Source organism: Flavobacterium granuli, from assembly GCF_900129705.1.
In the GTDB taxonomy this organism is placed as follows: Bacteria; Bacteroidota; Bacteroidia; order Flavobacteriales; family Flavobacteriaceae; genus Flavobacterium; species Flavobacterium granuli.
Window position 1 is genome coordinate 100,295 of the sequence record NZ_FQWO01000011.1, and the last position, 13,506, is coordinate 113,800.

The window sequence follows — 13,506 nt, forward strand, 5'->3', positions numbered from 1 at the left end:
AACAGCTTACTATTTTAAATAAATGGTTTTTCCTGCTTTCATTGTTTCTATATCAGTTTTTATACCATCGGCATTTTTATCATCCGAATTAAGCGCAATCTGATATGCTTCTTCTTTAATAGCAATTGCTTCTGCTTTATTGTTGCTAAACAGGTATAAAAGGTTTGCGTAGGAGCTCATTATTGTTGAGTTTCCAGGCATAATATCATAGCTTACTTTCATCCAGCGAATAATATCTTTTTTATCTTGATCTGTTTCGGCAAAACGAGCATAATTTTGAGTCATGTAGGATATTTCGTTGCTTATTCTGTCAGCATGGGGTGTTATTCCTTTTATCTTTCCGTCATTTGTATTTTTTTTCCATTCGATATATTGATTGCGTAATGACTTTGCATCAATGCTATTGATATAGGTGTCATTGTCATTATGCACTAAAGCTTTGTATTTAGATCCTTCACCTGCTTGAAGATAATAGAAGGTGTAGATTCTTTTGCGTTGCATTTCATCAACTTTGACACCGGATTGAATAGCACGGTCTATTGTTAATTCCAGAAGGGTAGTGTCTTTTTTGGCTACTGCATAATCAGTAGTGTTTTCAATCATATTCTTTTTTAGCTTTTGGAAGGCTTCTCTAACATCTTTGCGTACATACAGTTTCCAGGCATCTGACCCCAAGTTGTTTTGGATAATTTTATCAGCTTTTCCTCCAAACACGATTTCATTACTGTGATCTGCTAGTAAAACAACCATTTCTTTGCTTGTTTCGTCAATGCTTTTTTGAATGTTTAAATAATATTCAAGGACATCAGTATAATTGGTTGACTTGCTTTCTTTAAGTCTGTCTAAATAAGAGCGAACAAATTTTTCGTCATTTTTTTTTGACTCATAACGTTCGGCCAAACGACCTACGCTATTAGGGTCTTTTGCATATGAAACTGCTAATTTTACTTCTTCCATAAATTTTGCAGTTGGCATAGCTGAGTTGAAACGATAAACAACATTTCCATCTCCGTCTATGAAAACATAACCAGGCAATCCTGTGATACCATATTTACGTTTAAGAGCTGGTCCTTCCCCACGTTCTACATCAACTTTTAGGGCAATTAAGTTCTTATCAAAGTATTGGCCAACTTCTTTTTCCAAAAATACTGTTGTAGCCATTTTTTTGCATGGACCACACCATACAGCATAACCATCGATAAATAATAATTTGTTTTCTGCTTTTGCTTTTTTAAGGGCTTCGTTAAAAGAGCCATGTTCGAATTTTATTCCTTGCGCCATTAATAGTATTGGAAATACCATCAATAGTACTATGCTATATGTTTTTTTCATTACGATTATTTTTAATGTAAAGCATCAAGATGTTTAAAAAATGAATCCATTTTGATACAAAGGTTATATTCTTAAAAATTATAATTTCTCTCCATTTTTCATTTTTACCAGCTCAGCCTGCAAGAAGGAATAGCTTTTGTCGCCTTTGGAAATTTTTGCCAAAACAGACTCTCTTAATTTAATGGCTTCTTTACTGCGACCTTGATGGTATAAAGCGCGAGCTTTTAAATTGTCCATCCCATTATCTAATGCTACTAATTTTGTCCCATAATCAATCCAAGCCATCAAACGCTTATAATCGTTCTTACTTTTGCATTGACCTAAATAATTGTACCCCACTTTTTCGATAGCTGATTTTTGCATAGTCGCCTCTTTTCCTTTTTCAAGACTTTCTAAGATGGCGTCTCCTATTAAACTTCTACGACCGCCTTGTTCCTTTTTGTATGTTTCATAGATTGCCTTGTCATCGATACGTATTTGGGTAAGTGGCTTGGCAGAGACAATACTGTCTAAATAAGCTTCTGCTTGTTTTTTGTAGGTATTATAATCTTTGGTAAACAGTAAATAATCTAATTCAAAATCTGCTAGATTACCATATTTTCCATTTTCATCGCTGGGAAGTTTTTTCCAATTTGTAATAAAACTGCGTAATAAGGCTGGGTTTTTGTCTTGGTAGGCTGCTTTTCTTGTATTATTAACAAGGCTAGACCTCATTCTTTTAAGCTGTTTTTCCTCTGCTCGGGTAGCAATATCTAGATATTCATTCATGTTGGCAGTCAATATTTCATCGGCTTTACCGTCACAAATAAGGTATTTGCTGTTGTCCATTAAGAACTCCATCATATCAACGTCATTTTCGTTGATTTCTGTTTGGATTTTCAACCAAGCTTCAATTCCTTCTGTTGGATTTTCGCCGTAATCTATCATTTTGTTCATGTACAGCTTTAAAAAATCTTCGTCATTTTGTTTATTTGGAAACAACTCTTTCAATTTGGCAAGGCTATAGTCACTTTTAATTGAATTTAAAGCACTATTTCCCATTTTAAAGGTTTTTTCAATGTCTAATCCACCCACTTTTTTGTATGCCATTTTTCCCTCGCCATTGATGAACATCAAGGTAGGATAAGCCGTTACTTCATATTTTCGGGCTATTTGAAGACCTTCTTTTTCAGCATCAAGTTTTATATTGATAAACTCTTTGTTGAACAATTCGCCAATTTTTGGATCTGGGAATACATTTTTAGTCATGGCTTTGCAAGGGCCACACCAAACAGTATAAAAGTCAATAAAAATTAATTTATTTTGTTCTTTAGCTTTTTTTAAAGCTTCTTCAAATGAAATATGCTCAAATTGAATTCCCTGAGCATGTAATTGTCCTATCTGCATAGACAGGAAAAGGGCTATAGCAACCGCTACTTTCTTCATAAATTTGGTTTTTGTTAAGATTAGTTAATTTTGTAGTTTCAAAACCACAAGTGCGTTTTTATGAGGTTTTAACTATATGACGCAGTAATATTGACAGAGAGTGACACTGTTATAAAAAAAAGTCGCAACAGAAATGTTCCATTGCGACTTTTAGATTAAGGTATATCCAAATCTATTTAGTTGTTTTTTTCATATTTTCTAATTGTTAGATGATAGTTTTTCATGTCAACTACTTCCTTCATCATTTTTTTAATATCTTCGGCAGTAATGCTGCTAATGGTGTTTTTAATAAATTCTGGGGTTAGTACTGTGTTATATTTTATGTTACGGTTCAACCATTCTTCCTCAATTTGTTTTTCATCGAAAAAAGAAGTGATGTAAGTGGTTTTAAGTATAGCTTTTAGTTGTTGGACCTCTCTGTCGGTAATTTGTCCTGTGCTCATAGGTGTTAAAACTTCTTCTTGTAATATTTTGCTCGATTGCTCGATATTAAGGGGATCAATCATATATCTAATACTCAATGTACAAAGTTCGTAAGGTTCTTTTTTTATAATTCCAGTTGTTCCGGTTGAATATACCAGACCGTATTTTTCGCGAATTACCTGCAACATTTTAATGTTAGAATATTGGGCAATAGCTTCTAAGATTAATTCATCTTTGAATGTTAACGGCTTAGTGGGGATACGATCAAATAAGTGAATTACCATACATCCCCGACGTTTCCAGCTTATTTCGTTTTTAATGATTCCTGATGGAAGGCTAGGTGGGGTACTGTCAGTTTTGAAAGGTTTTATTTTAGAAACTGGAATAGTTGCAATGTATTTTGAAACTAGTTCTACGGCGTTTTTAGGTAAAGTCCCTGAAATATAAATCAATGATGATGACAAGTCCTTTTTTAATATTTGGTTATAATTAAAAAAACGTTCTGCTGCCGTATCAATATTAGTAGTGTCTTTTTCGTCAGAAATAGTTGGTAAATAATTATTTTCAACAAAAGTAGAATCGTTTTCCGCTTTTGCTTTTACCTTTAAGTAAGAGTTTAATTTTCTATTAAAGACAGCTTCGTCTTGTTTATAAGCGTCTGTTATAGAGAGATTGAATATCTTAATAATTTGATCGAAATTTTCAGGTAATCCTGATACTTTATATTCGAAATTATTGTTAGACAGGGTTGTTTTTTTTAATATTCCCAAAGACGTTTCATAAGTATTAATATCTTTTGAGTTGTAATTTCCGTAGCCACCATCAATAAAGTTTAAAGAGTTTTTAAAATATTCTCTGTCTCCTTTTGGTATTATATTTAAGTTTTCTTTTGCAATTGCCTTTATGACTGTGTATTCACGGGGCGTGTTGTTTAGAATTACAGAAAAACCATTTTTATATTTCAATAAGATTAGATTTTCAGCCAAAGGAATTCTTTTTTCTAATTTAGCAGGTTTTTTGTCGGCTACTGTAACGGTCTTAATCGCAAGATTTTGAGAAAGATTAGGACTTAGCCTTGTTACTGCTGAAGGAGTTTTAAACTCATAAGGGCTTGTTTTTAATTGATCGACCGCGCTTAGTTTTTTAAGGATATACTCGCGAGTAAAATCCGGTGAGAAAGCTGTTGAGGTGCTGTCAAAAAATATGGTTTTATGGTCATGAATAAAATTATCGACTACTTGAATAAAATCCGTTGGTTTCAATTCCTTGAATATTTGCTGGGAATATTTATGGTTTTCTTGCCCTGTTAGGGGTATATCTCCTCCTGATAGAAAATGTTTTTCGGCTGCTGAATAAGAAAGTGTGGTTGTGTTTTTTTGCTTTTCTATTCTTGTCAAGATATTATTTGAATAATAGTTGATTTCATTCTCCAAAAAGCCATACTGATTTATTTGTGCTAATACGGAGCAAAATGTATCGAACATTTGCTTATAACTTGTCCCTCTTGGATTTCTCAAACGAACATTAGTTATTTGATTTCCGGGCATTAATGTTGTGATATTTACATTTGATTGGCTAATTGTCCCGTTGGATAGTTGTTCAAGACGTTTTTCAAGCATCTCAGAAAATATTCTGTTAATGTAAGAAAGTTTAAGATTTTCATAATTATCGATAACAAAAGAGGCTCGTTTTGAAGCAATGGTTAGACTGGTTTCTTTTGAAAGATCTCTGTATGTATAACCACCATCGACTATAGTTTCCTGAGTTAAATCAGGGTATTTAGTGGTTATTTTAGAAGTTGAAGCAGGTATTTTAGAAAATATCTCTTCAATCATTTGCTTTGCCTTGTTTTTGTCGATTGTGCCAAAAACAATTACTGCTAATTGATCTGGTGTATAATGTTTTTCATAAAATGTTCGCAAATTTTCAGCAGTTGCAGAATTGATAGATTCCTTATCTCCCAATACGTCATGGTTGTCCATTTTGGTTCCAATTAAAAAAGGCGATGCTGTAGATCCTCCTCCTCCGAGATTCATTTCTTCGATTATGACTTTTTTTTCCATTTCAAGAGACTTTTCATTCAATTCCAAATCATGGATCCAATCTTTGAATAAAAGAAAAGTTTTACGCATGTATTCCAAGTTGTTTTCCGGAATGTACAAATCATATTGGGTATTTATAGTCGATGTAGCGGCCGTATATTCTTTTCCTTGTCTCATTCCCATATCTTCCAGTGCATCAGAACTAGCTTTTCCCGGAAAATTTTTACTTCCGTTAAAAGCCATGTGTTCCAAAATATGCGCATATCCATGTTGTTCCGGAGTTTCTGCCAATGCTCCGGTATTGGATATCAAAGTCAAACGAACCTTGCCTTTATCGCCCTTCGGAAGGATGTAGTAGCTTAGTCCATTGCTTAATTTTCCTATAGTCATTTGTGGAGGAATCTCCATTTTGTTTTGTCCAAAAGAGAAATAACTTATACAAAAAAATAGCATGGTTACTAGTGAAATATTTTTCAGTCGAGTTAGTCGCATGGTGTATATAATTTGATAGATTTAGTTGTCAATTATGATAATTGGTTTTTGAAAGACACTTTGTAAACGGTTTATTTTTTGTTTACCAGGCTTTTTAATAAACGATCAGGGATGCCTGTGGAAGGTTTAGGTGCTTTATTAAGGTATAGTTTTCCGTTAGGATCAATAATTGCAAAATGAGGAATGCCCATAACCGCCAGTTGAGAATAAACCTCGTCAACATTGGAATTTTGAAGTTGGATTCCTCCAAGATTTTCTTTCTTGATCATGTCTAATAATTTCCCCCTGTCTTCATTTTTATCAATTGAGATACCGATAAATACGATGTTATAATCTTTTAAACGATGTTTTAATTCTTCGAGATATGGAACTTCGAATTTACAAGGACCACACCATGTTGCCCATAAATCAATATATACCCATTGTCCTTTGAAGTCCTCTAGAGAAACTTTATTTCCTTTTGTATCAATCCCAGTCAATAATGGGTATTCTGCTGCATTATCATATTGCTTTCTGCCCGATTTCCCTTTTATTTCTTGTGCTTCTTTGATGATAAATGGAGCCCATTGCCCTGCATATTTAGAAACAGTTTCAATATATTGAGGATTTTTACCATTTTCGTAGCGTAAGGCATATAGATTGTCTGCAACTATAAATTGTCTGGTAGTGGAATTTGGTATGTAATTAGCAATTTTTACTTCATTTACCATCCAATCTTTGCCGTCTCCTAATAGTTTTTTTGGATCATTAATGCGTAAATAATCAATGTAAGCTGATAAAACTTGACGATAGTACATAGAGAGTATTGCATTTTCAGTGTTGGAGTCTTTTAAACATTCTTCCAGTTTGACAATATCCTGCGGGTTAAAAGAGTGATAGGTTTTTACAGCGTAGTTTGGCATCTGTAATTCATTTTTTATTCTGAAGTACTTGGTGTCCATTTCGATAAATTGGACGAAAGATTGTGAAATATTTTTATTGGAAGATTTGAATTCATTTACCATATTATCCAGTTTTTGATACAAAACATTGACATCAATTGGTGCTGGTTTTTTGGCAGACTCTCCTTTTTTTACCTTTTTTTCATAGAGCGATAATTCATTATAATAGCGAAGAAGTTCAGTTCTGATTGGAGTTTGGCTCTGTAAGAATCTGTTTTGTTTGGCTTCTCTACTGTCACCCTCAATGGTAGCTTTTTGATTTTTGATGCTAATAGATAGGTTATCTCCTTTTTCTAAGTAAAAATTAAATGAATAGCCAATACTTTGTATGGTTGTTGTTAATAATTCGGTATGGGAAATTTCTTTAGTAATATCAATGATGTTCTGGTTGTTTTTTGGGAAAGTTTCCTGCACTCCCCATAAATTATCATAATATCTAATAGAAGCACTATTTTCTTTTTCAGAATCTGTTTTTATCGTAAGTGTGATTTTGTTTTTTTTGACTGGATCTACATTCTGAGAAGTAATCAATTGAGACGTTATCGCTACTGCGAATAGTATGTATTTCTTCATATTCATAAATATTTTGGTTTTTTAGTTTAGAATTAGATAGGTATTAGAATTAAAACGCATTAAAACATCAAGAGAGTGACATCTTAATGTAATTAATTTTTAATGATGTTTTTTAGTTAGAGGGATAGGAGGAGTTTATTAATGAGCTGTTCATATTGTATCCGCTTTCATTTTCGTAGTTGATACTGTCCGGTCATTTGTTTACATGGAAATGTTCGCTTTGACTGTAGCTCTCTGCATAGGTTTTCAAGATAGTATTTATTATCTTTGAGGGAATAGGAATCGTAGCTCATCTGGTTTTTTCCTGTCTAGAAACCTATTCATAAAAAAACATTCCTGCCGCAGAATCAGGAAAAATATTATATTTACGACTTTTTTGTATAAAAAAACAACTTGAATTGTTAAGCTTTTGTGAATTAAACTTTAATCTTATTGCACCTTAGCTCAAATTAAGGAATACAGGTAAATGATAGTAGCGGGAAAAATAATAGAATACAACAGTCAGGAATTTAGATCATTGTTTGAACGCCTGTTTCCTGCAATCTGTTTGTTGGCAGGGCGTATTCTTAAAGATGATGCAAAAGGAAAGGATGTGGCTCAGGAAGCGTTTGTGAAATTATTGAACAAAGCTAATGAAGAATTTACTGATGAAAATGCTTTACGTGCCTATCTGTATATTCTTGTTAAAAATGCTTGTATAAGTATTATAAGGAAAGAAAAAAAAATACTTAATACTCCTGTTGATGATGGAATGCTCATCGCAGAGCAATCTTTTCTTAATGAAGTCCTGAGAGAAGAAACCTATCAATTATTGCGAGAGGCAATTAAAGATCTGTCCCCTCAGGCAGCACGCGTTGTTGATTTGACATTGAAAGGTTATAGTAATTTGGATATTTCAGACGAAATGGGAATAACCATTAATACCGTTAAGACAACTAAAAGGAGAGCCTATCAATCCTTAAGAAAAAATCTTGGACATCAGTTTGTAATGCTATTGTTAACTAATTTTATTCGATTTTTTTAAATCATTCTCCCATCTCTTAGATCTAATTTGTGTTTCTCAATTCATACGTTTTTAAAATTTATTCTAAAGTATACTATTTTGAATAAGATCTAAAGCTGTCAACCTTTAATTAAAGCAGATTGATTTAGGTCGAGTATAAAAGCGCGTTTTTATAAAATCCTTCAGCTGTAAAAGACAGTTAAATTGGTTGTACATTATTTTCTAAATCTTATTTTATAAATTTTTTGTTTTTTTTAACAATTGGTGTCACCCTCAAAGTCAAATATGCGTCTTTAATTAAGACGACATGAATTTTGTCATAATCTAATACGCAATGAAAAAAGTAAAAGAACAAATAAAACAATCGGAACTTTTAGTTGGAAAGCTGCTTGGTACACTAACTGATGAGGAAAAACAAAGACTACAGCAATGGGAGGAAGTAGCTGCTAATAAAGAAACCGAGACGGATATATTAAATGCCGATGCATTTAAAGACTGGAACGAAAAAAGGGATCGTTTGAATACCTCTGAGCAGTGGGAGCAGTTTGTTGTCTATATGGACAATGCTAACAGAAAACCTAAGGTTATAAGGATGAATTTCTTTAGAGCTATAGCATCAATAGCTGCTGTTTTAGCAATTGGTTTTTTTGCCTATTTAAATTATCAACAAGCGGGCTTTGAGGAGGGTTACCAAACGGTATCTCAGAGTAATATTGCTCATGGTTCGCCGCATGCTAAACTGATCTTAGCAGACGGTAAGGAGGTTAATTTAGCCAATACTAACGTGAATGTTATTGCTCAAGGGAGTATGAATATTGAAAATGAGAAAGGCATTTTATCCTATAATGAAGGTAAAGAGAGTAAAAGTACGGCAGCAGCTGTAAACACTTTGAAGATTCCTCGAGGAGGAGAATATCAATTGGTTTTGTCAGATGGTACTAAGGTGTGGTTGAATTCAGATACCGAATTGACTTATGCTGTGTCTTTTTCTGAAAAAGAACGAAGAGTTCGCTTAAAAGGGGAAGCATATTTTGAGGTTGCTCACAATAAGGCTAAACCTTTTATTGTTGAGTCAGATAATCAGGATATTGAAGTTCTTGGAACTCATTTTAATGTTTCTGCCTATCAGGATGATGCTAATATTGTAACCACACTTGTTGAAGGAAAAGTAAAGGTAGAAAGTACTGTTAAGGGGCACTCTAAAATTAAGGAGTTTTTGTTGCCAAATGACCAGTTAGTTCTTAATAAGATTAATCATGGTGCCTACAAGCAAAAGGTGGAAACCGATTTGTATACCTCTTGGAAAGAAGGACGTTTTGTTTTTAATAAAGAGCCAATAGAATCTTTCTTTAAAAAATTATCGCGTTGGTATAATGTCGATATTGTTATTACCGATGAAAGTATTAAGAAAATAAATTTCACGGGTGATTTACCTCGTTATAAAAACATGGCCGATATTTTAAAAGTTGTTGAAGCAGAAATGTCTGTTCGTATTAAAATTAAAGATAACAAGGTGGTCTATGTTACGAGATAAAAAAAGAAATCATCGCTCGCTTCCCTTTTCTAGTATTCTAAATTAATAAACACATAATTAACCAATAAACCAATTTATAAAAGTATGAAAAAAAAGAGATTAATAACAGCTCTCTGGCATTCTTGTGGCTATAATGAACTGTGGATCAATATGAGAAGATCCTTTTTTTTAAGTTTAGGATTAGTGCTATTTGTTTCAGCTAGTTCTTATTCGCAAACTAAGCGAGTTAAGCTAAATTTAAAATCCGTTAGCGCTTCAAAATTATTTGAGGAAATTAGAAAACAAACCAATTATAGTTTTTTTGTTAATGAAGCGAATGTTGGCAAAATAAAAAGCATTACTATTGATAAAAGTAATGTTACTGTTAAAGAGGTGTTGCAAGAAGTGCTTGCTAATACTAATTTGACTTTTACTTTGGTGGGTGATACTATTATTATTAAGAATGAAGAAACAAAAGTAGAGCCAAAAAAACAACAAAGGAAGTTGACAGGGAAAGTAATTGACGCTAATACAGGGGAATCATTGCCAGGAGTTACTGTTGTGTCAAAGGGCTTTGTTCGTGGCGAAATGACAAATGCTAATGGAGAGTTTTCTATTACGGTATCAGAAACTGCTGAGGCACTTGTTTTTTCTTATGTAGGTTATGAAAAACAAGAGGTTAGATTAAATGATCAAACAGATCTTACGGTACGTATGATGCAAGACGTTGAGCAACTTAAAGACGTTGTTGTTACAGGTTACCAAATAATCGATAAGCGAGAATCAACATCTGCTATTTCTTCTATAGAAAAAAAGGATATGAATATAGTTAATGCCTTGACTGTTGATCAAATGTTGGAAGGTAAAGCGGCAGGTTTAATGGTTTCTAACTTGAGTACTACTCCGGGAGCAGCAGCTAAAATTCGTATACGTGCGGGGAGTACCTTTACAGGTAATCAAAGCCCACTTTGGGTCATTGACGGTGTGATTTATGAAGATCCAGTACCTTTGACTGCTGATCAGATTAACAGTTTTGATAACGTTAATATAATTGGTAACGCTTTGACTGGTATCAACCCTGATGATATTGCTAAAATTGATATCCTTAAAGATGCTTCGGCAACAGCTATTTATGGTACGCGTGCGGCCAGTGGTGTTATCGTTATAACAACAAAAAGAGGAAAAGAAGGGAAGCCGGTATTGTCTTATTCTACAGGATTCAGTTTTGTACAACCACCAGCTTATTCTGATTTTAACCTAATGAATTCAAAGGAACGAATAGACGTCTCGCGTGAGATGTATGAACGTAACCTTGGGTTCACAGCTAATTATGCAAATGTGGATCGCTTAGGGTATGAAGGCGCTTTAATGAATCTTTGGGATGGGACATTTACTTCTCAACAATTTCAAGATAAGGTTTCCTTTTTGGAGACTTTAAATACGGATTGGTTTGGCAAGTTATATCGTGCCTCTGTTCTAAAAAAACATTCTTTAAATGCTAGCGGCGGTAGCAAAAATGCTCGTTATTATTTTTCATTAGGATATGATGACCAACAAGGTACAGAAAGAGGAGTTGATTTGAATAGAATTACAGCCCTTTCAAATATAGATTTGGATATAAGAGAGAATGTATTATTGTCATTTAAGTTCAGTGGTTCAGTGCAAAATGCAAAATACAACCATTCGTCCATTAATCCTTTTAATGAAGCCTATTATACCAGTCGTACTATACCTATCTACGATGATAATGGAGAGTATTTCTACCAAAGTAAAGAAATCTTTAGAAATTCTGGTACGATTAAATACGGCAGGTATAATATTTTGAGAGAAATGGATAATTCTGAGCGCAATGTGAATAATAAAGATTTCAATATTTCTGCTCAGTTACGCTGGAAGTTTCTGGATAATTTCCGTTTTACAAGTTTGGCAAGTTATCGTAATACGACCAACTTAAATGAGCAATGGATTACTGAAGACACCTACTATGTGGCAAAATTGCGTACCTACGACAAATTTGAAGAATTGGTTCAAAATCAAGTAAATGGTTATGCAACTGTGCCTTTTGGAGGGGTTTATACAGGAGGTATGGTGAGTCAGACCAGTTACCTGTTGCGTAATCAACTTAATTATAGTAAATCCCTAACTGGTGGACATGTGTTCAATATCAATTTTGGGCAAGAAGTAAATTCAACTAAGTATTGGGGAGCTCAAGGCTTTACCGTGCCGGGATATAACCATTCGCAAGGTAGATCATTTATAGCGCTGCCAGTAAGTGGTTACGAAAATATGATTTCATGGCTTAATACCAAAGGCAGCAATTCAGTATACCCATCAATAACTGATAGAATACAAAATAGCTTGTCAATGTTCGGGATTTTCAATTATGTGTATGATAATCGTTATGTTGCCAATTTTAATGTCCGAAGTGATGGCTCAAATGCTTTTGGTCAATATCAACGTTACAAATTTAAGCCAACTTGGTCTGCTTCTGCGCGATGGAATATCCACAATGAATCTTTTCTATCTGAAAACAACGTATTTGATGAGTTAGCTCTACGTGCTTCTTATGGTATTAGAGGAACTATGCCTAATTCAAATCCTTACCTGATTATTAGTAATTACGGACGTAATGACGTAATGTATTACCCGGAAACAACAGCTAACTTACAAACTTTTCCAAATGCGAATTTGAGATGGGAAAAGACCAATACGCTCAATTTAGGTTTGAATTATAGCATATTTGGCGGTCGTATAAGTGGTGCTTTGGACTATGCTTATTCAAAAAGTACCGATTTACTTATTAGCAGACCGGTATCATTAGTAAATGGTACAGGTATTCAATCTTATAATGCTGGAAGTAAAGATGTAAGTAGTTTTGAGTTTGGAATCCGTACGGTAAACATCAAACTAGAGAAATTTGCTTGGAATACCTCTTTCAATTTTTCTCATGATGTAGATCGTGTTTTAAAAGGGTTTGAGGAAGGTGTAAGCCAATCATTGACAGTTAACAATTATTTATCTGGAAATATTTATCGTTCAGGCTTTCCTACTTCAGGTTTCTTTTCTTACCAGTTCGATGGTTTAAACGATAAAGGACTTCCTACTTTTAAAAACTTAGATATGCCTAATGCGTCTCGAGAAGATCATTTGAAAGCAGCCTTAGTTTATGAAGGGACTCGTTCTCCTAAATTTTATGGGGGATTTGGTAGCGAATTTAAATACGGTAATTTTAGTTTATCTGCTAGTTTTTCCTATAAATTAGGTTATAAAACCCGTTTGCTAAGTTTGTATAATGGAAACCAGAATTTACCATTGCCTTATGAAAATATGAACAGCGCCTTTAATGACCGATGGAGACAACCAGGAGACGAAGCGTTGACGAATATTCCTGCAATAACAAATTACGATATGAGATTTGTAGGTAGTGCCGGCGCCGATGGTCTAAATTCAGTTTACGTTAGCAATATGGGATGGACTGTGCCAAATGGTAAAAATGCATGGTGGATGTACGACAATAGTGATGCGCGAGTTGTAAACGGAGATCATATTCGTTTTCAATCAGTTACACTTTCGTATTCCGTACCATCCAAAGTTTTAGCTAAAGCAGCTGTCAAAAGCCTTACTCTTGGACTACAAGGAAGTAATTTGCATGCATGGGCTTTTGATAAAAAACTTAATGGTCAAGATCCTGAGCAGGTATCAAGTCTTGGTATGCCAAGTTTAGCTACCTATAGTTTTAGTTTGAACATGAGTTTTTAAACA

The 13,506-nt window shown here is 33.8% G+C and carries 7 protein-coding genes; 3 read left to right on the top strand and 4 right to left on the bottom strand.

Annotated elements, in window-relative coordinates:
* Positions 1–9 precede the first annotated feature (9 nt).
* The 4 genes from BUB25_RS13465 to BUB25_RS13480 form a co-directional block, all read right to left on the bottom strand.
* On the bottom strand, positions 10–1,332 hold the full coding sequence (locus BUB25_RS13465; RefSeq protein WP_072945230.1) for a thioredoxin family protein: 1,323 nt from the start codon (positions 1,330–1,332) through the stop codon (positions 10–12).
* A 78-nt stretch (positions 1,333–1,410) separates the two neighbouring features.
* The gene (locus tag BUB25_RS13470) at positions 1,411–2,757 is read right to left on the bottom strand and encodes a thioredoxin family protein (protein ID WP_072945231.1); all 1,347 of its coding nucleotides are present in this window, start codon (positions 2,755–2,757) and stop codon (positions 1,411–1,413) included.
* A gap of 176 nt (positions 2,758–2,933) precedes the next feature.
* Complete coding sequence (locus tag BUB25_RS13475; protein ID WP_072945233.1) at positions 2,934–5,630, bottom strand: M16 family metallopeptidase; 2,697 nt, start codon at positions 5,628–5,630, stop codon at positions 2,934–2,936.
* Between the two features lie 155 nt (positions 5,631–5,785).
* Entirely contained in the window at positions 5,786–7,228 is a 1,443-nt protein-coding gene (locus BUB25_RS13480) for a TlpA family protein disulfide reductase (RefSeq protein WP_170066907.1), read from the bottom strand.
* A 466-nt stretch (positions 7,229–7,694) separates the two neighbouring features.
* Between BUB25_RS13480 and BUB25_RS13485 the strand changes: the two genes are divergently transcribed.
* From BUB25_RS13485 to BUB25_RS13495, 3 genes are all read left to right on the top strand, one after another.
* Positions 7,695–8,252, top strand: coding sequence for an RNA polymerase sigma factor (locus BUB25_RS13485; RefSeq protein WP_072945237.1), 558 nt, complete (start codon positions 7,695–7,697; stop codon positions 8,250–8,252).
* Between the two features lie 313 nt (positions 8,253–8,565).
* The gene (locus BUB25_RS13490) at positions 8,566–9,765 is read left to right on the top strand and encodes a FecR family protein (RefSeq protein WP_072945239.1); all 1,200 of its coding nucleotides are present in this window, start codon (positions 8,566–8,568) and stop codon (positions 9,763–9,765) included.
* 84 nt (positions 9,766–9,849) lie between these two features.
* Positions 9,850–13,503 (top strand): SusC/RagA family TonB-linked outer membrane protein, encoded by a 3,654-nt coding sequence (locus BUB25_RS13495; RefSeq protein ID WP_072945240.1) that lies wholly within the window; start codon positions 9,850–9,852, stop codon positions 13,501–13,503.
* Positions 13,504–13,506: the final 3 nt, after the last annotated feature.

Coding starts and splice junctions, on each gene's coding strand:
- BUB25_RS13465 (WP_072945230.1), bottom strand. CDS start 1,332: ATGAAAAAAACATATAGCATAGTACTATTGATGGTATTTCCAATACTA.
- BUB25_RS13495 (WP_072945240.1), top strand. CDS start 9,850: ATGAAAAAAAAGAGATTAATAACAGCTCTCTGGCATTCTTGTGGCTAT.
- BUB25_RS13485 (WP_072945237.1), top strand. CDS start 7,695: ATGATAGTAGCGGGAAAAATAATAGAATACAACAGTCAGGAATTTAGA.
- BUB25_RS13475 (WP_072945233.1), bottom strand. CDS start 5,630: ATGGAGATTCCTCCACAAATGACTATAGGAAAATTAAGCAATGGACTA.
- BUB25_RS13490 (WP_072945239.1), top strand. CDS start 8,566: ATGAAAAAAGTAAAAGAACAAATAAAACAATCGGAACTTTTAGTTGGA.
- BUB25_RS13480 (WP_170066907.1), bottom strand. CDS start 7,228: ATGAAGAAATACATACTATTCGCAGTAGCGATAACGTCTCAATTGATT.
- BUB25_RS13470 (WP_072945231.1), bottom strand. CDS start 2,757: ATGAAGAAAGTAGCGGTTGCTATAGCCCTTTTCCTGTCTATGCAGATA.